Annotated in this window: 14 protein-coding genes and 1 pseudogene; 8 read left to right on the forward strand and 7 right to left on the reverse strand. The window is 72.0% G+C overall.

Going from position 1 to position 18,949, the window contains the following annotated elements; genetic code table 11:
* Positions 1–24: 24 nt before the first annotated feature.
* From EIM48_RS03630 to ubiE, 4 genes are all read right to left on the reverse strand, one after another.
* A complete protein-coding gene (locus EIM48_RS03630; protein WP_199728370.1) occupies positions 25–291 on the reverse strand; it encodes a hypothetical protein in 267 nt (88 codons plus the stop codon).
* A gap of 7 nt (positions 292–298) precedes the next feature.
* Complete coding sequence (locus EIM48_RS03635; RefSeq protein WP_125111087.1) at positions 299–1,039, reverse strand: hypothetical protein; 741 nt, start codon at positions 1,037–1,039, stop codon at positions 299–301.
* A gap of 50 nt (positions 1,040–1,089) precedes the next feature.
* Positions 1,090–3,024, reverse strand: coding sequence for a M1 family metallopeptidase (locus EIM48_RS03640; RefSeq protein ID WP_125075793.1), 1,935 nt, complete (start codon positions 3,022–3,024; stop codon positions 1,090–1,092).
* 206 nt (positions 3,025–3,230) lie between these two features.
* Entirely contained in the window at positions 3,231–3,992 is a 762-nt protein-coding gene (gene ubiE / locus EIM48_RS03645; protein WP_019397786.1) for a bifunctional demethylmenaquinone methyltransferase/2-methoxy-6-polyprenyl-1,4-benzoquinol methylase UbiE, read from the reverse strand.
* Between the two features lie 89 nt (positions 3,993–4,081).
* Between ubiE and EIM48_RS03650 the strand changes: the two genes are divergently transcribed.
* The 7 genes from EIM48_RS03650 to EIM48_RS03680 all read left to right on the forward strand — a co-directional run bounded on the left by EIM48_RS03650 (position 4,082) and on the right by EIM48_RS03680 (position 13,087).
* Positions 4,082–4,549, forward strand: coding sequence for a MarR family transcriptional regulator (locus EIM48_RS03650; protein WP_158675193.1), 468 nt, complete (start codon positions 4,082–4,084; stop codon positions 4,547–4,549).
* Positions 4,550–4,555: 6 nt separating this feature from the next.
* Positions 4,556–6,163, forward strand: a complete 1,608-nt coding sequence (locus tag EIM48_RS03655; protein ID WP_125111089.1) for an MFS transporter — start codon at positions 4,556–4,558, stop codon at positions 6,161–6,163.
* A complete protein-coding gene (locus EIM48_RS03660) occupies positions 6,160–7,281 on the forward strand; it encodes an HlyD family secretion protein (protein WP_125111090.1) in 1,122 nt (373 codons plus the stop codon). The genes EIM48_RS03655 and EIM48_RS03660 overlap by 4 nt, the downstream gene beginning before the upstream one ends.
* A 55-nt stretch (positions 7,282–7,336) precedes the next feature.
* Positions 7,337–7,807 (forward strand): nucleoside deaminase, encoded by a 471-nt coding sequence (locus tag EIM48_RS03665; protein WP_019397593.1) that lies wholly within the window; start codon positions 7,337–7,339, stop codon positions 7,805–7,807.
* Between the two features lie 65 nt (positions 7,808–7,872).
* Positions 7,873–8,919: a ligase-associated DNA damage response exonuclease gene (locus EIM48_RS03670; protein ID WP_125111091.1), complete on the forward strand. Its 1,047-nt coding sequence runs from the start codon at positions 7,873–7,875 to the stop codon at positions 8,917–8,919.
* Complete coding sequence (locus EIM48_RS03675) at positions 8,916–10,520, forward strand: ATP-dependent DNA ligase (RefSeq protein WP_125111092.1); 1,605 nt, start codon at positions 8,916–8,918, stop codon at positions 10,518–10,520. Before EIM48_RS03670 ends, EIM48_RS03675 begins: the two co-directional genes overlap by 4 nt.
* A complete protein-coding gene (locus tag EIM48_RS03680) occupies positions 10,517–13,087 on the forward strand; it encodes a ligase-associated DNA damage response DEXH box helicase (RefSeq protein ID WP_125111093.1) in 2,571 nt (856 codons plus the stop codon). Before EIM48_RS03675 ends, EIM48_RS03680 begins: the two co-directional genes overlap by 4 nt.
* Here the strand turns inward: EIM48_RS03680 and EIM48_RS03685 are convergent.
* The 3 genes from EIM48_RS03685 to EIM48_RS03695 form a co-directional block, all read right to left on the reverse strand.
* Positions 12,969–13,448, reverse strand: coding sequence for a LysR family transcriptional regulator (locus EIM48_RS03685; protein ID WP_019397596.1), 480 nt, complete (start codon positions 13,446–13,448; stop codon positions 12,969–12,971). The two genes, EIM48_RS03680 and EIM48_RS03685, sit on opposite strands and share 119 nt — an antisense overlap.
* A 165-nt stretch (positions 13,449–13,613) precedes the next feature.
* Complete coding sequence (locus tag EIM48_RS03690; protein WP_019397597.1) at positions 13,614–15,221, reverse strand: alkaline phosphatase D family protein; 1,608 nt, start codon at positions 15,219–15,221, stop codon at positions 13,614–13,616.
* A 55-nt stretch (positions 15,222–15,276) separates the two neighbouring features.
* Positions 15,277–17,904: a TonB-dependent receptor gene (locus tag EIM48_RS03695; protein WP_019399933.1), complete on the reverse strand. Its 2,628-nt coding sequence runs from the start codon at positions 17,902–17,904 to the stop codon at positions 15,277–15,279.
* Between the two features lie 165 nt (positions 17,905–18,069).
* Here EIM48_RS03695 and EIM48_RS03700 point away from each other — a divergent pair.
* Positions 18,070–18,799 (forward strand): annotated as a pseudogene (locus EIM48_RS03700) (metallophosphoesterase).
* Positions 18,800–18,949 lie beyond the last annotated feature (150 nt).

Below are 18,949 nucleotides of genomic sequence, written 5' to 3' on the forward strand. Positions count from 1 at the left end.
CCAGGCCAGCCCGCGCCTTCGCTTTCAGCCTTCCGCCGGCGGGCTTGCCGCCGCGGGCGCCGCCCTGGCCGCCTGCTCCAGCCAGACCGGCAGATCGCGCCGGCGCACGCCCTGGCGGCGGGCCAGGGCCAGCTGCTCCAGCATCCACTGCCGCCGCGCCGGGTCCTCGCCGGCCAGCGACAGCGCCAGGTCGCGGTCCATCCAGCGCCGCACCAGCACGAACAGGACCACGTGCAGGGCGATGGCCAGCACGCTGACCACCGCCACGACCACGTAGTCCAGGTTCGGCATGGCGGCGTCAGTCCCAGCCCGGCATCTGGCTGCCGTCCAGGCCCCCGGTCTCGAACACCGCGGTGCGGCTGCCGCCGGCCTTCACCGGGAAGCTGATCTCCAGCCGCCGCGCCTGGCGCATGCGCTTCCACAGCCCGCGGTAGTCCTCGATGAACATGGCGATGGCCTCGTCGGTTTTCGGGCGCCAAGCCGACATCGGCCGCGCCGCGGCATCGTCGAACTTCACCTGGACCTTGCAGCCGCCGTAGCAGTCGAAGTCGCCGCCCTCCAGCACCAGGTAGGCGCTGCGCTTCCACTCGGGGTGGTCGCGGATCACCAGCTGCACCGCGGCCGGGCGGCTGCCGCCGGTGTCCACCGGCTCCTGGCTGAGGATCGCCGCGGTGCGCTGTTCGCCCTTGCCGGCCGGCACCCGGGCGTAGTTCCACAGGCTCGCCAGGCGGCGCTGCTCGCGCGCCTCCTCGGCGCGCGCCTTGACCTCCTCCAGCCCGGGGCCGATGGCCGCGGCGGCCTCGCTGTCCGGGTACTGGTCCAGCAGGGCCACGCCGTGGACCCGCGCCAGTTCCCAGTTGCGGTCGGCCACCGCCGCCTCGTACTGGCGCTGCAGTTCCGCCGCGGCACGGGCCCGGGCCTCGGCCTCGGCGGCCAGCTGCGCCTGGCGCTGGGCCTCGCGGTCGGTGCAGGCGCTGGCGCCGGCCAGGGTGGCGGCCAGCAGCAGGGCCAGGGACAGTCGCGGACGGATCGGCTGCATGTCTTGCTTCCTCGGGCGGGCGCGCCGGGTGGGCCGGCGCGCCCGGGGTCTTACTGCTTCGCGCCTTCGGCACGGGCCAGGATCGCCTCCACCGAGGCGGTGGTGATCGGGTGGTAGCCGGGCCTGGCGCGCTCGAACACCTCGCGGGCGAAGGCCAGGCCGTCCGGCGTCTTCACCAGCTCCAGGTACACCGGCAGGATCAGCTTGCGCCGGCCGACCCGCTGGATGAACTCGCCGGCCGCCGGGCGCGCCTCGAGGTAGCCGCTGCGCAGGGCCAGCGGATACCAGCGCATGGCGATCTCGCCGTTCGGGGTGCCGGTGAAGCGGTAGGCCTTGTCCAGCTGCGCCAGCCGCGCGGGCTCGAGGCGCTCGCCCATGCCTTCCAGGAAGCGCACCCAGGCCTGGGTGCCCCAGTCGGCGGTCACCTGCGGGCTGGGCAGCTCGCCGCTGCCGAGCCAGGCGATGCGCGCGCTGTCCACGCTGGCGAAGGTGCGCGCCTGCGCCGGGGTGGCGAACGCGGGGATGCCGGGCTGGTTGAGCCAGGCGTCCAGCTCTTCCTCGGTCACCGCCATCGGGTTGTCCTTCAGCAGCTTCTCGCGCAGGTAGGCGACGAACTGCTCGCTGTCGGCGCTCTGGAAGGCGTGGTCGTCGAACCAGCCGCGCAGGAAGGGGTCGAACTTCGCGCGGCCCACCCGCTGCTCCAGGAACTGCAGGAACCAGGCGCCCTTGGTGTAGGCCACCTCGCTCAGCGCCTCGTCCGGGTCGCGTGCGGCCAGCGGCGGCAGCACCAGCAGCTGGTCCTGGGCGGCCATGTGCTCCATGTCGGCCTTGACCCCGGCCTGGTCGATCTGGCGCTCCATCTCGGCCAGCTCCTCGCCGTACAGCGCCTCGACGATGCGGCCCTGGACGTAGGTGGTGAAGCCCTCGTTGAGCCAGATGTCCTTCCAGCTGGCGTTGGTGACCAGGTTGCCGGACCAGCTGTGCGCCAGCTCGTGGGCGATCAGCGAGACCAGCGACTTGTCGCCGACGATCACGGTCGGGGTGATGAAGCTCAGGCGCGGGTTCTCCATGCCGCCGAACGGGAACGACGGCGGCAGCACCAGCATGTCGTAGCGCTCCCACCGGTAGGCGCCGTACAGGCCCTCGGTGGCGACGATCATCTGCTCGGTGTCCTCGAACTCCTTCACCGCGCGGTCGACCATGGACGGCTCGGCCCACACGCCGCTGCGCGCGGAGATCGGCTTGAACACCAGGTCGCCGGCGGCGATCGCCAGCAGGTAGGACGGGATCGGCTGCGGCATGGTGAAGCTGTAGTCGCCGTCGCGCACCGCCGCCGGGTCGTTGTCGGCGCTCATCAGCACCATCACGTCCGGGCGAGTGGTGACGTGCGCGCTATAGGTGAAGCGCACGCCCGGGGTGTCCTGCAGCGGCACCCAGCTGCGGGCATGGATCGCCTGCGACTGGCTGAACATGAAGGGCAGCTTGCCGCCCTCGGTCATCGACGGCTCCAGCCACTGCAGGCCGGAAGCCTGCGGCGAGGTGGCGTAGGTGACGCGGATCCTGGCGTTGCGCTGCGGCGCCTGGATGGTCAGCTTGCTGCCGAACACCGGGTCGGCCTCGGCCAGCTCGAACTGCAGCGGGGTCCAGGCGCCGTCGACCTCGCCCTCGACCTTGTCGATGGCCAGGTCGCGGGTGTCCAGCACCAGCTGGGTGGCCTTCGGATCGGCCCACTGCAGGGCGTAGGTGGCGGTGCCCGACAGCTGGCGGGCGTCGAAGTCCAGCTTCAGGTCCAGCGCCAGGTCGGCGATGCGCACCTTGTCCGGCTCGGACCAGGAGCTTTCGTCGTGGCGGCGGGCCGAGGCCTGGGCGGCCTGGGCCGGGCGGGCCTGGGGATTGGCGGGATCGGCCGGACCGGCCTGTTCGCCGGAGCAGCCGCTGGCGGCGGCGGTCATGGCAAGGGTGAGCAGCAGGGCTGGAAAGCGCATGTTCGAGGGTCAAGCGGAAAACAGCGAGTGTACCGCGCGCCCCGCGCCCTGCCCCCTTTCCCAGGCCGGTGGCCCCTGACCCCGGCTGGCGGCCGGCCACCGGCGCAGGCCACGCCACGCCGGGCGCGCCCGCGCCCCGGCCACCCGCCGACGCGCAGGCCGGGCAAGCCGGAAGGACAATCCGGGCCGCCTGGCGGCCCGCGCGCTCAGACCTTGTAGCCGGTATGCACCGCGACGATGCCGGCGCTGAGGTTCACGTAGCCGCAGCGCGACAGCCCGGCCTCTTCCATCATCGCCTTCAGCTGCTCCTGCGGCGGATGCTTGCGGATGCTCTCGGCCAGGTACTGGTAGCTGGCGGCATCGCCGGCGAACAGCTGGCCCAGCCTCGGCAGCACCTTGAACGAGTGGAAGTCGTAGATCGGCCGGAACCACTCGGCCTTCACCTCGGAGAACTCCAGCACCCGCGCCTGGCCACCCACGCGCAGCACGCGCGCGATCTCGCGCAGGGCCGCGTCCTTGTCGGTGACGTTGCGCAGGCCGAAGGCCATGGTCACCAGGTCGAAGCTGCCATCCGGGAACGGCAGCTTCTCGGCGTTGCACTGCACGTACTCCAGGCCCGAGACCAGGCCGCGGTCGGTGAGGCGGTCGCGGCCGACCGAGAGCATGCCGGCGTTGATGTCGCCCAGCACGATCTGCCCGGTGGCGCCCACGCGCGGCTTGAGCAGCGCGGCGATGTCGCCGGTGCCGCCGGCCAGGTCCAGCACCCGGTCGCCCGGCTTCACCTGGCAGGTGGCGGTGAAGTAGCGCTTCCACGCGCGGTGGATGCCCAGGCTCATCAGGTCGTTCATCAGGTCGTACTTGCGCGCGACCGAGGTGAAGACCTGGCCCACCAGCTTCTGCTTCTCCGTGGCCGGGACGTCCCGGAAGCCGAAGTGGGTGGTGCCGCGTTCGTAGGGGGATTCGCTCATGCGGCAATTATGGCACCACGGGCGTGGAGGCCGCCCGCCGGGCGCGCGGTTCCGGCCAGTTCATAAGCCAAGCTTACAATATGGCTCCCATGGAAACCCACTCCCCCTCACGCGGCGACGACAGCTTCGGCTTCCTGCTGGTCACCGCCGCCCGCCTGCTGCGCCAGCGCTTCGAGGCCGCCCTGGCCGCGGCCGACCTGGACATGACCCCCGGCGAGGCCCGCACCCTGGTGGTGGCCGACAAGCTCGGCCCGGTGCGCCAGACCGAGCTGGCTGCGGCGCTGTCGATCGAGCCGATGTCGCTGGTCGCCCACCTGGACCGGCTGGAGGCGCGCGGCATGGTCGAGCGCCGGCCCGATCCGGACGACCGCCGCAGCAAGCGCGTGCACCTGGCGCCGAAGGCGCGCCCGGCCCTGCGCCGGATCCTGCGCGTGCTCGGCCAGGCGCGCGAGCAGGCCATGCAGGACTTCGGCCCGGACGAGACCGCGCAGCTCCACGACTACCTGCGGCGGCTGTGCCGCAGCCTTGGCGCCGCGCCCGGGGACGGCAACGGCTGAACCCCGATGGACCCGCGCTACATCCCGCGGCAGTGGCTCCCGCACGAACGCCCGACCTTCCCCGGCTCGCCGTCCACGCCCCACCATCCCACCCTGCGCCGGCTGCAGTTCGCCGGCGTGGGCGTGCTGGTGGCGCTGGCCGGCGGCCTCGGCAACGCCCTGGTCAGCGCCAACCTGCCCTACCTGCAGGGCAACTTCGGCGCCTATGCCTGGGAAATGCAGTGGCTGCCGGCGGCGTTCTTCATGACCAGCATGTCGGCCAACCTGGTGCTGGTGAAGTTCCGCCAGCAGTACGGCCTGCGCCTGTTCACCGAGATCTGCCTGGCGCTGTACGCGGCCATCGCCCTGGCCCACCTGTTCGCCAACGACCTCGGCTCGGCGGTGGCGGTGCGTGCCGCGCATGGCCTGTGCGCCACCGCGCTCAACTCGCTGGGCGTGTACTACATGATCCAGGCCTTCCCGCCCGAGCACCGCCGCAAGGCCCTGGCCATCGCCCTGGGCCTGACCCAGCTGCCGATCCCGCTGGCGCGGATGTTCTCCACCGAGCTGCTGCAGCTGGGCGAATGGCGCGGCCTGCACGTGTTCGAACTGGGCCTGGCGATGGTGGCGCTGGCCGGGGTGCTGGCGGTGAAGCTGCCGCCCGGCGACCGCTACAAGGTGTTCGAGCGGCTGGACCTGGCCACCCTGCTGAGCTTCATCCCCGGCGCCGCGGGCCTGGCCGTGGTCCTGGCCTTCGGCCCGGTGTTGTGGTGGGCCGACACCCCCTGGCTGGGCCTGGTGCTGGCCGCCTCGCTGGCCCTGCTGGCGGTGCCCGCGGTGATCGAGCACAACCGCCGCAATCCCATGCTCAACCTGCGCTGGCTGGCCAGCGGCGACCTGCTGCGGCTGACCCTGTCGATCCTGCTGATCCGCGTCTGCCTGTCCGAGCACAGCTTCGGCGCGGTGCCCATGTTCCAGCAGCTGGGCCTGGACAACGCCCAGCTGCAGGTGATGTCGGCAATGGTGGTGGCCGGCTGCCTGTGCGGGATCGCGGCCAGTGCCCTGACCCTGGCGCCGCCGAACTTCCCGCAGCAGCTGATCGCGGCGGTGCTGCTGATCGCCACCGGCGCGTTCATGGACGCGCACGCCACCAGCCAGACCCGGCCGGCACAGATGTACCTCAGCCAGTTCCTGATCGGCTGCGGCAGCACCGTCTTCATCGCCCCGGCCATGCTCAGCGGCATCGGCAAGGTGCTGGCCCAGCCGCGCAACTTCATCAGTTTCATCGTCCTGTTCGGCATGGCCCAGGGCCTGGGCAGCCTGCTCGGCAGCGCGGTGCTCGGCAGCTTCCTCACCGTGCGCACCCGGCTGCACGCCGCGCGCCTGGGCGAGGGCCTGGAGCCGCCCGACCCGCAGGTGGCCGCGCGCCTGCACGGCTACGCCGCGCTGCACCTGCACGACGTGCCCGATGCGGCGCAGCGCCAGCTGCAGGCGCTGCGCATGCTCGGCCAGGCCACCGGGCGCGAAGCCACGGTGCTGGCCTACAACGACCTGTACCTGCGCCGGCGCAAGGCCGCGCCGCAACCCACCGCACCCGGCGCGTTGCCCGCGCCCGCTTCCCCCGCACGCCCATGAACGCCCCCGCCACCGCCTCCCCCACCGCCTCCCCCACCGCCTCCACGCCGCAGCCCGCCGCGCCCCGGCGCCGGCTCTTGGCCACACTGGGCATCGCCGCGCTCGCGCTGGCGGGGATCGGACTGGTGCTCTACGCCTGGCAGGTCCCGCCGTTCCACGGCGCCATCGAACGCACCGAGGACGCCCAGGTGCAGGGCCAGGTCACCCTGGTCGCACCGCAGGTGGAAGGCTACGTGGTCGAGGTGGCGGTGCAGGACTTCCAGCAGGTCCGCCGCGGCCAGCTGCTGGCGCGGATCGACGACCGCATCTACGCCCAGCAGCTGCAGCAGGCCCGGGCCCAGCTGCTGGCCGCCCGCGCCGAGCTGGCCGCCTGGGACCAGCAGCGCCGCGGCGCGGCTGCCGCCAGTGCCCAGGTCGCCGCCCGCATCCAGGCGCAGCAGGCCCAGCGCGAGCATGCCGATGCGGTGCTGCGCCGGGCCAACGAACTGGCCGCGCAACGCCTGGTTTCCGAACAGGACCGCGAGGCCGCGCTGGCCAGCGACCGCCAGGCCCGTGCCGACCTCGTCCAGGCCCGTGCCGACCTCGTCCAGGCCCGCGCCGCGCTGCAGGCCGCGCGCGAGAACGAGCGCGGCATCGAGACCGGGCGCCGGGGCCTGGAAGCGCGGGTGGCCGCCGCCGAGGCGGCGGTGGAACTGGCCCGGATCAACCTCGACAACACCCGCATCCTCGCACCGCGCGACGGCCGCCTGGGCCAGGTAGGCGTGCGCGAGGGCGCATACGTGGCCACTGCGACGACGCTGATGGCACTGGTGCCGGACGAGCTGTGGGTGGTGGCCAATTTCAAGGAGACGCAGATGGCGCGGGTGCAGTCCGGGCAGCCGGTGCGCTTCACCGTCGACGCGCTTGGCGGCCTGGCCCTGTCCGGCCACGTGGAGCGCATCGCCCCGGCCACCGGCGCGCAGTTCTCGGTGCTGCCGCCGGACAACGCCACCGCCAACTTCGTGAAGATCCCGCAGCGCATCCCGGTGCGGATCGGCATCGACCCGGGCCAGGAACCGCTGCTGTCGCGCCTGGCGCCGGGCATGTCGGTGGTGGTGGCGGTGGATACCGGCGCCTGACAACCACGCCCGTCCGGCGTACGCTGGCGCCCCCCTCCGCAACCTGACCGCGACCGTGAGCATCGATTACCGCAGCCTGCTGGCCATTGCCGTCGAGGAAGCCCGCCAGGGCCTGGCCGAGGGCGGCATCCCGATCGGCGCGGCCCTGTTCCGCCGCGACGGCACCCTGCTCGGCCGTGGCCACAACCGCCGGGTGCAGGAAAACGATCCTTCCGTGCACGGCGAGACCGATGCCTTCCGCAAGGCCGGGCGCCAGCGCTCCTACCGCGACACCATCATGGTGACCACGCTCTCGCCGTGCTGGTACTGCAGTGGCCTGGTCAGGCAGTTCGGCATCGGCACGGTGGTGATGGGCGAGGCGGTCAACTTCCAGGGCGGGCACGAGTGGCTGCGCGAACAGGGCGTTGAGGTCATCGACCTCAACGACGCCGAGTGCATCCGCATGCTCGGCGACTGGATCGCCGCCAACCCGCACGTGTGGAACGAGGACATCGGCGAAGACGACGCCTGCGGCCACGGACACTGAATGACTGATCCGCGGCGCGCGGGAGGTTCTCGCCGCCTGCACGCGCGCCGGCCGAGACTCGGGCCATGCCCGAGTCCCCCGACGACCTGGTCGTCCTGCGCCCGGAAGGGCTTTACTGCCCGCCCGGCGATTTCCACATCGATCCGTGGCGGCCGGTGCCGCGCGCGGTCATCACCCATGGCCATGGCGACCACGCCCGCGGCGGCATGGGCGAGTACCACTGCAGTCGCGACAGCATTCCGATCCTGCGCTGGCGCCTGGGCGGGCAGGTGGTGCACGCGCACGATTACGGCGAGGCCTTCACCCTCGGCCGGGCACGCGTGTCGCTGCATCCGGCCGGGCATGTACTGGGCTCGGCGCAGGTAAGGATCGAGGCCGATGGCCAGGTCTGGGTCGCCTCGGGCGACTACAAGCGCCAGCCCGATCCCACGTGTGCTCCGTTCGAACCGGTCCAGTGCGACACCTTCATCACCGAGGCGACCTTCGGGCTGCCTGTGTACCGCTGGCCGGACACGCGCCAGGTCGCGGCCGACATCGTGCAATGGCGGCGGCAATGCGCCGAGCGCGGCGAGGCCGCGATCCTGTACTGCTACGCGCTGGGCAAGGCGCAGCGCGTGCTGGCCGAACTGCGCGACCTCGACGACGTGCCAGCGCTGCTGCACGGTGCGATCGACGCCGGCGTGCAGGTCTACCGCCAGGCCGGCATCGCGATGCTCGATACCGAACGCGTCTCGGACCTGCCACGCAACGCCGACTGCGCCGGGCGCCTGGTGATCGCCCCGCCCTCGGCCGCAGGCAGCGCCTGGCTGCGGCGCTTCCGTCGCGCCCAGCACGGCTTTGCCTCCGGCTGGATGCGGATCCGCGGCAACCGCCGCCGGCGCAACGTGGACCGCGGCTTCGTCATCTCCGACCACGCCGACTGGCCCGACCTGCTGCGCACCATCGCCGACACCGGCGCGCGCCGGATCATCGCCACCCACGGCAACACCGACGCCCTGGTGCGCCACCTGTGCGAACAGGGCGTGGCCGCCGAGTCCTTCCACACCGGCTACGGCGATGAAACCCTGCAGGACGCCGCAGCGGCCGGCGAGCCGCAGGAGCCGGGCACATGAGGCGCTTCGCCGCGCTCTACCGGGAACTGGACCGCAGCACCGCCACCGGCGACAAGCGCGCGGCCCTGGTCGCCTATTTCCGCGATGCGCCGCCGGCCGACGCCGCCTGGGCCCTGCACCTGCTGTCCGGCGGCAAGATCTCCGGCGCCGGCCGCAAGATCGCCGCCAGCGGCGAACTGCGCGCCTGGGTGGGCGAAGTCGCCGGCCTTCCCGGCTGGCTGGTGGACGACAGCTACTCGCAGGTGGGCGACCTGGCCGAGACCGTGACCCTGCTGCTGGACGACCCGCCCGATGCCGGCGCCGACGTGCCGCTGTCGGAATGGATCGAACGGCGCCTGCTGCCGCTGGCCAATGCCGTGCCGGAAGTACGTCGCGCCGCGATCATCGAGGCCTGGCGCAGCCTGTGCTTCGACGAGCGCCTGGCCTTCAACAAGCTGCTGACCGGCTCGCTGCGGGTGGGTGTGTCGCAGCGACTGGTGCAGCAGGCGCTGGCCGAGCTGTCCGGGGTGGATATCGCCCGCATTGCCCAGCGCATGCTTGGCGCCTGGACGCCCGATGCGGCCTGGATGCAGCACCTGCTGGACCCGGAAGAGCAACCAGGCGACCGCCAGCAACCCTATCCGTTCTTCCTTGCCTCGCCGCTGGAAGCCGAACCCGGGAACCTGGGCCCGATCGACGACTGGCTGCTGGAATGGAAGTGGGACGGCATCCGCGTGCAGCTGCTGCGCCGCGCCGGCGAGGTGGCGCTGTGGTCGCGCGGCGAGGAGCGCCTGGATGGCCGCTTCCCCGAGATCGAACAGGCCGCCGCGGCGCTGCCGGACGGGACGGTGATCGACGGCGAACTGCTGGCCTGGCGCGATGGCGAGGATGCGCCGCTGCCGTTCACCGCGCTGCAGACCCGAATCCAGCGGCGCAAGCCGGGCGCGAAGACCCTGGCCGACACGCCGGTGCGGGTGGTGGCATACGACCTGCTGGAGCTCGATGGCCAGGACCTGCGCGCGTTGCCGCAACTGCAGCGCCGCGCGCGGCTGGAACGGGTGCTGGCGGCGCTGGATGGCCCGCGCATCGCGCTGTCGCCGCAGGTGCAGCCCGCCAGCTGGGAGCACGCCGCCGCGCTGCGCATGCAGTCGCGCGGGCGCGGCGTGGAAGGCCTGATGCTCAAGCGCGCCAGTGCCGCCTACCAGTCCGGCCGCCGCCGCGGCGACTGGTGGAAGTGGAAGATCGACCCGCTGACCATCGACGCTGTGCTGATCTACGCCCAGGCCGGCCATGGCCGGCGCAGCACCCTGTTCACCGACTACACCTTCGGCCTGTGGCACGACGGCGCCCTGGTGCCGGTGGCCAAGGCCTACTCCGGGCTGGACGACGCCGAGATCCTGAAACTCGACCGCTGGATCCGCGCGCACACCCTGGAACGCTTCGGCCCGGTGCGCTCGGTGGAACCGGTGCAGGTGTTCGAGCTGGGCTTCGAAGCAGTCAACCGCAGCAGCCGGCACAAGTCCGGCATTGCCGTGCGCTTCCCGCGCATCCTGCGCTGGCGCCACGACAAGCCGGCCGCCGAGGCCGACGTGCTGGCCACGCTGCAGGCGCTGGCGCGATGAGCGGCGCGCCGCCGGCCACGCCACCGGCGCCTCCGCGGCCGACCGCGGCCGCATTGCGTCGCGCGCGCCGGCAACTGGATGCCTGGTTCGCGCAACGCGAATGGATTCCGCTGCGTTTCCAGCGCGAGGTCTGGCGCCGCGCCCTGGCTGGCGAGTCAGGCCTGCTGCACACGCCCACCGGCAGCGGCAAGACCCTGGCGGTGGCCGGCGCGTCCCTGCTCGAGGCGCTGGCACGCGCCGAATCCGCGCCAGCCACGAAGCGCCGCATGCGCGCCGCCGAGGCGCATCCCCTGCGCCTGCTGTGGATCACCCCGCTGCGCGCGCTGGCCAGCGATACCACCCGCGCGCTGCGCGAGCCGGCAGCGGCGCTGGGCCTGGACTGGCGCGTGGGCCATCGCACCGGCGACGCCTCCGCGCGCGACCGCCGCCTGGCGCGCGAGGGCGGGCTCGACGCGCTGGTGACCACGCCGGAATCGCTGGCCCTGCTGCTGTCCTATCCCGACGCGCCGGAGCGCCTGCGCGCGCTGGACATGGTGGTGGTCGACGAGTGGCACGAGCTGCTGGGCAACAAGCACGGCGTGCTGCTGCAACTCAACCTCGCGCGCCTGCGCGCGCTGCGCCCCGGGCTGCGCATCTGGGGCCTGTCGGCCACGCTGGGCAACCTCGGGCAGGCACGCGAGGTGCTGCTGCCTCACGTTCCCGGTGCGGCCCTGGTCGGCAGCCCCCGCGCCCGCACGGTGGCGGTGCGGACGCTGCGACCCGAGGGCCGTGAACGCTTCCCCTGGGCCGGGCATCTGGGCCTGGGCCAGCTGGCGCGCGTGCTGCAGCGGCTGCTGGCGGTGCGCAGCAGCCTGCTGTTCACCAATACCCGCGCCCAGGCCGAACTCTGGCACCAGGCGCTCGCTGCGGTCTGGCCCGAGGATCCGGCCACCCTCGCCCTGCACCACGGCTCGCTGGACCCGGCCCTGCGCGGCGCCGCCGAGCAGGGACTGCGCGAGGGCACGGTGCGCTGCGTGGTGGCCACCTCGAGCCTGGACCTGGGCGTGGATTTCCCGGCGGTGGACCAGGTGCTGCAGCTGGGCAGCCCCAAGGGCGTGGCGCGCCTCCTGCAGCGCGCCGGCCGCGCACGCCACCGTCCCGGCGAATCCGGCGCGATCACCTGCGTTCCCACGCACGCGCTGGAACTGCTGGAGTTCGCCGCCGCCCGCCATGCGCTCCGCAGCGGCCGGGTGGAAGCGCGCCCGCCACCGCGGTGCCCGCTGGACGTGCTGGCCCAGCACTGCGTCAGCTGCGCGCTGGCCGGCGGCTTCGAGCCGGATGTGCTGCTGGCGGAGGTGCGCGGCACCCACGCCTTCGCCGGGCTGGACGATGCGACCTGGCGGGCGGTGCTGGACTTCATCGTCCAGGGCGGCCGCGCGCTCTCGCACTACCCGGACTTCCGCAAGGTGGTCCGCGCGGAAGACGGCCGCTACGTGGTCGAAGACCGCCGCGTGGCGAGCCGCCACCGGCTGTCGATCGGCACCATCACCAGCGATGGCAGCGTCACCGTGCGCATGCTGCGCGGCGGTCGGCTCGGTGCGGTGGAGGAACAGTTCGTCGGCCGCCTGCGTCGCGGTGACCGCTTCCGCTTCGCCGGCCGCCTGCTGGAGCTGGTGCGGCTGGAGGACATGACCGCCTACGTGCGCCTGGCCCGTGGCGGCGAGGGTGCGGTGCCGACCTGGCGCGGCGGGCGCATGCCGCTGTCCTCGCAACTGGCCGACGGGGTGGAGCGGTTGCTGGCCGTGCCCGACGGCTCGCTCGAGCTGCTCGCGCTGGCGCCACTGCTGGCGCTGCAGGAGCGCATCTCCGCCCGGCCCGGACCGGACCGCCTGCTGGTCGAGCGGCTCCGCCTGCGCGGGCGCCAGCACCTGTTCGTGTACCCGTTCGGCGGGCGCCAGGTGAACGAGGGCCTGGCCGCGCTGTTCGCCCTGCGCTGGGGTCGGCTGCAGCGCAACAGCTTCGCCTTCGCCGCCAACGACTACGGCCTGGTGCTGTCGCCGGTGCAGGCGGCGCCGGTGGACGAAGCCCTGCTGCGGGCGATGTTCTCGCCGGCAGGGCTGGAGGCCGACCTGCGCCAGGCGCTCAACCTGGGCGAGCTGGCGCGCCGCCGCTTCCGCGAGATCGCGCGCGTCTCCGGCCTGCTGGTGCCCACGCTGCCGGGCCGCCAGCTGCGCAGCCTGCGCCAGCTGCAGGCCTCCTCCGGGCTGCTGTTCGACGTGTTGAGCCGCCACGATCCCGGGCACCTGCTGCTGGCCCAGGCCGAGCGCGAGGTGCTGGAGGGCGAACTGGAACTGGCGCGGCTGGAGCAGGTGCTGCGCGACCGCGGCGCGCGCGCGCTGGTCCTGGCCCGGCCGCCGGGGCTGACCCCGCTGTCGTTCCCGCTCTGGGCCGAGGGCCAGCGTGGCCAGCTCAGCACCGAGGACTGGCGCACCCGCGTGCGCCGCGCCGCCGAACGTGGAGACCGGGCCAAGTGCCCAGTCCGCTGCGGATCGCGACGTCGAAATCGAGCGCATCGAGGTCCGCCGTAGGGACGCTCATGTCGAGGCGCACGCGCAGGGCAGGCATGCGCGCCTTGAAACGGCCGAGCTTCGGCGCCAGCCATGTCGCGCCGACCGTCGGCAAGGTCGTGATGGAAAGTTCGTCCTGCGCACGCTCGACCGTCTGGGCGACTGCGGCTCGCATCGTGGCGAATGCGCCGGAGATCGCCGGTGCGAGCATGTCCCCATTCGCGGTCAGTTCCACGCGGCGCGGGAAACGGCGGAAGAGCACTACGCCAAGCCGCGCTTCGAGTTGCTTGATCTGGTAGCTGACCGCCGCCGGGGTCATGTTGAGCTCGGCGGCCGCCCGCGAAAAGCTGCCCAGCCGCGCGGCCGCCTCGAAGGCGCGCAAACTCGAGAGCGGCGGCAAGGAGGGCGGAGGCACACGGCAAGTTTAGCTTGCCCTGCGAGCCTCGCCCCGGGTCGACCGGCGCGGTGTTCCCCATGCCGGGTGCCCCGGGGTGGCGGGCTGGCGGGGCGCACAGGGCCGCCCCGGCAGCTCGCCAAGCGGCCGGCGTCAGGCCGGCTGCAGCCCCGGCCGACCGCGCTCGACCACGAAGCTGGCGTAGGTGCGTACCGGTTCGTCCGGTACCGTCACCCGGTCGAGCACCTTCAGGTCGCCGCGCCACTCGTCGCGGGTCACCTCGCACAGCACGTAGCCGCGGCGGTCGGTGATCGCCTTGAGCTGCGGATTGAGGCTGCGCGCGTTGCGGTTGAAGTCGTCGTCCTCGCCGGCGCCGTCGGCGCCCGAGCTGATCGACGTGGCGAGGAACTCGGTGGAGATCACGCCGGAGTCCTCGTGGTCCTGCAGCAGGTCGCTGGCGAAGTGCCGATGCGCGTCGCCGCACACGGTGACCACGTTCTTCATGCCCGCCTCATGGATGTGCCCCAGCAGGCGGCGGCGCGGGCCGAGATAACCGGACCACTGGTCCATGGAATGCACGACCTCTCCGGTTTCGCGCGAGCGCATCGCCAGGTTGGCCAGGCTCACCTGGTGGGCGATCGCGTGCCAGCGATGGTGGTCCGGGCGCAGGCCGTCGTACAGCCAGGCTTCCTGTTCCGCGCCGAGCATGGTGCGCGAAGGATCGGCCACCGCGTCGTTCTGGGGACCGTCGCGGTCGCCGTTGACCTGGTCGCTGCGGTACTGGCGCGTGTCGAGGAAGTGCGCCTGCAGCAGGTCGCCCCAGCCCGCGCGGCGATACATGCGCATGTGGCCGTTGTGCGGCATCGAGCGCCGCCGCAGCGGCATGTGCTCGTAGTAGGCCTGCATGGCGACCGCACGGCGCAGCATGAACAGCTCGGGCGGCGTGCCGTCCTGGTCGAACTCGCCGGCCCAGTTGTTGTCGATCTCGTGATCGTCGAAGCTGACGAACCAGGGCACCGCAGCGTGCGCCGCCTGCAGGTCCGGGTCGCTGCGGTACTGCGCATAGCGCCGCCGGTAGTCGTCCAGCGAATAGATCTCGCCGCCGACGTGGCGGCGCAGCGGCATGAACGGGCGGCCGTTGAGCATGCGCTCGCCAGGGCCGCGGTCGGGGCCTTCGTATATGTAGTCGCCGTAGTGGAAGACGAAGTCCAGGGGCTCCTCGGCGATCCGGCGCCAGGCCGTGAAATGGCCCTCCTCCAGGTGCTGGCAGCCGGCCACGGCGAAGCGCACGCGGTCCACGCGCGCATCCGTCGCAGGGAGCGTGGCGCTGCGGCCGACCGGACTGGTCGCACCGCCTACGGCGAAGCGATACCAGTACGGCCGTCCGGGCGCCAGGCCCTCGACCTCGACATGCACGGCATGCGCGAGCTCCGGCCGGGCCAGCGCTTGGCCATCGCGGACGACGCGGCGGAAGCCTTCGTCCTCGGCCAGCTCCCAGGTCACCGCCATGGGCCGCATCACCATGCCGCCGCCCTGTTCCAGCGGCTGCGGCGCGAGCCGGGTCCAGAGGACGAAGCCATCGGGCGCGGGCTCTCCGGAGGCGACGCCGAGCTGGAACGGGTCGCGGTCGAAGCGCGGATTGGCAAGCAGGTTGCGCGGTGCGGCCTGGCCGAAGGCCATGCCGAACGGCGCGAGGAGCCCGCTGGCGGCGCCGGTGCCCAGCGCCTTGAGCAGGCGCCGGCGGTTGATGTCGTGGGTCATCTCGGACGGTTCCGGAACGGGCGCCGCGCCCGTGCGGGCGCGGCGCGAAGGCGGGTCAGAACGAATAGATGGCGTGGAAGTACACGCCCTGGCCGTACTCGTCGCGCTGAGAGATCGTGCCGCCGATGTCGCGCGCGTGGTACCACTCCGGGCTCGCATCCAGCAGGTTGTCGATCTCGTACTTGAACGTCCAGCGCTCGCCCACCTGGTGCCAGAAGGAGAGATCGACCGTGGTCATCCGGTTGACGAACTTGTCGTTCCATGGCGTGGAGCCGATGGAGCCGAGGTAGTCGTCCTGGTGGTTCACCGACAGGCGCGCGGTGCCGCGGATCGCGGGGATGCGGTAGCTCAGCGTCAGGTTGGCCATCCAGTCCGGCTGGTACTGCATGCGGTCGAGCTTGCGGCCGCTGCCGTCGGCAACGTAGTTCATCTCGCCGTCGAGCCAGCTGACGTTGAACGAGGCGCCCAGGTTCGGATGGAAGCCGAACGAACGGTTCACCAGGGCGAGCTCCAGGCCCTGGATCATCGATTTCTCGGCATTCATCGGCTGGCGGATGCGGTTGGTCAGCCCGTCGACGACCTCTTCGGTGGTGAGGGTGAAGATGTCGTCGGCGATGTCCTTGCGGAACGCGGTCAGCGCGACCAGGGCGCTGCCGCCGAAGTAGCGCTCGATCGCCAGGTCGTAGTTGTCGGCGCGGCGGGGGTCGAGATCGGGGTTGCCGCGGGTGATGCTGCAGCCGCTGGTTTCCTCGCCGCAGGTGCGGCTCTCGGCCTGGGCGAGCTGCCCGGGCGTGGGCCGGCCGATGGTGCGGCTCACCGAGCCTCGCAGCTTCCAGTTCTCGCCGAGATCGTGGACGACGTTGAACGACGGCAGCCAGCTCCTGTACTCGCCGCTCGGCCGGGTGACCTGGTCGGTGAGCGTGCCGTCTAGGGTCAGCGGGGTGCGGGCATCGAAGCTCGCATCGTCGTAGCGCAAGCCGAGGATGTAGTGGGTCGCGTCGGTCGCGTAGTGCAGCGACAGGTAGGCGTTGGCGACTTCTTCCTCGTAGGCGTAGTCGGAGATCGTGCTGTGGTGCCGGGTGGCCGCCTGGTCGACCGGCAGGTTCGGGAACACGCTGCCGTAGAAGCGGTCGTAGTCCGGCCACGGCACGACGAAGCCGTTGCTGCCGTGGTGCGAATAGCCGGGGTCGTACATGTATCCGGTCGCGTCGCTGCCGGTGACCTTGCGTATGCTGTCCACGTCCTTGTCCATGCGCAGGCGGCTCCAGCGCACCCCGGTCACGAAGCCCAGGCCGGTCGCGCCGGGGGCCACGTTGAATGAGTAGTCGGCGCGCAGGTCGAGGACGTTCTGCTGCGCCCGGGTGTAGGTCATCTCCGCCGAGCGCAGCACGTAGGTGTTGGAGAGCGGGTCGCCGGTGTATCCGGCGAGCTCCGGAAGCTCGCTCATCCGGTAGCTGAAGTACTGCCCGCGCGGCGTCGTGCGCGTCTGCAGGTAAGGCTGCGTGTCCTTGTAGACCTCGCGCGTGTAGCCGGCGCGCAGCGACAGGTCGGACAGGTCGCCCAGCCGCCAGTCCATGCCGCTGATCAGGCCGCTGGCGGTGCGGTCCCACTGGTTGTAGCGCACCACGGACTGGATGTAGTCCACGGCCACCGTTCCACTGTCCCGCAACCGTTCGGGGAAGTTGCGGGGGTTGCCCAGCAGGTTCGTCGAGTTCATCGTCGACGATTCCCGGCGGTTGTAGGCATAGCCCATCGCGAAGGCGTCGACGTCCTCGCGGGGGCGCCACTCCAGCTTGAGCGAGGCGCCCTTGTTGGTGATGACGTTGCTGTAGTCGCCCCAGGCCAGCTTCGTCAGCGAGTTGTTGCCGTCCCAGCCCAGCGCCGGGTCGGGCGCGGCGATCGTCTGGCCGGCCTCGTTGAAATAGGTGCGCGCGTCGCTCCAGATCTTGCTGGAGTTGCGCACGCGGTCCTGGTAGCGCGCGGTGAACACCACGCCGAACTGCTCGTCGGCGCCGAAACGGCTTGCGAACGCGGTCTTCAGGCCCTTGCCCCAGTGCGACCTGCCGGCGCCGCCCGCGTTCTCGCCGGCCGGGCCCTCGAAGCTGGAATAGATCCCGTAGGCGTCGGCCATGAAGTAGGGGCTGGCCGTGGCGAAGGCCGATCGCGTGACGATGTCGACCGCACCGCCGATGGCGGCGGCATCCTGTTCCGCGGTGAACGCCTTGAATACGTCCACGCGTTCGGCGATGTCGCTGGGGATCAGCTGCAGGTTGACGCGGCGGCTGCCGCCGCCGTTCTCGCCGGTCGTCGCCAGCGCCAGGCCGTCCAGCGTGGTCACGTTGAGGTCCGCGGAGATGCCGCGAATGGTGATGTAGCGCGGCTCGTCGCCGTCGCCCTCGAAGCTGACTCCCGGGACCTGGACCAGCATCGAAGCGATGGAGTTGTCGCCGGTCGGCGCCTCGAGGTCGTTGTACGTGACCGAATCGACGATGACGTCGGCGTCCCGCTTCACGTCGACGGGCTGGTAGCCGTAGTCCGCCACGACGCGCACGGCGTCGAGCGTGCTGACCGGGGTGTCGGCGGCGACTGCATCTTCTGCCATGCCGGGGGCCGCCGGCGCGAGCGCCAGGATGCCGGAGATGACGACGAACAGGCGGTTTCTGCTGCAAGTGGTGCGCTTCATCGGGTTCTGCCAAAAAAGAAAGGCCACCGGTCGGTGGCAGCGCGGCATGGTAGTCGCCAGTGCGTTTCAAATTTTTCTTCGCGAACATTGCAGGGCGATGAAACCCGCGTGCGCCTTGCGACGCCGAGTTGTCGACGCGATCCCAGAAACGGCTGGAGCGCCGCCATGGACGCTGAGTGGCGCACGCGGCTGGCCGGCGAGCCGGTGCACCTGCTGGGTGGCCGCGCGCTCTGGCGCCCACGCGCGCGCGCCCTGCTGGTGGCCGACCTGCACCTGGGCAAGGGCGATGCCTTCCGCCGCTGCCTTGAAGAAGTCCGATTTCCACTACGACCTGCCCGAGGAACTGATCGCGCAGGCGCCCGCGTGCGCCGATTCCAGGACGGGGATCGCCATCCCCGGCGGCGGCACCGCGCACGACCTGCAGCGCCTGGATGCCCTGCTGGCCGCGCATCCGGCCCAGGTGCTGTGGATCCTCGGCGACCTCCTGCACGGCCCGGCACCGCGCGCACACTGGCTGGCGGCGTGGCAGGCCTGGCGCGCAGGCCATCCCGGCTTGCGCATCCGCGTGCTGCGCGGCAACCACGACCGCGCCCTGGACGCGGCCGCGCTGGGTGTCGAGGACGCCGGCAGCGAACAGCGCGATGGCCCGTTCCTGCTGCGCCACGAGCCGCGCCCGGCGCCGGACGCGCACGTGCTGTGCGGCCACCTGCACCCCCTGGCCGCCCTGCCCGGCATGCGCCGGCGCTGGCCGGCGTTCTGGCTGCGCGAGCGCCTGACCGTGCTGCCGGCGTTCTCGGCCTTCACCGCCGGCGTGGTGCCGATGCAGCAGCCGGGCGAGCGCCTGGTAGCGTGCGTCGAGGACGAGGCCTTCGCCCTGCCGCCATGGCCGCGCTGAACGCTGTGCGATGAAGGCCCTCTAAAGCGCCAGCCACCAGCCGCCGAGGAACGCGCCACCACCGCCGGCGCAGTGAAGCAGGCATCGGCGATTCCGCTGCATGACGCGCGCGGAGGCTCGCAGATCGCGAAGCAGACCCGGGGCACGTCC

Source organism: Pseudoxanthomonas sp. SGNA-20 (genome assembly GCF_003931635.1).
GTDB lineage: Bacteria > Pseudomonadota > Gammaproteobacteria > Xanthomonadales > Xanthomonadaceae > Pseudoxanthomonas.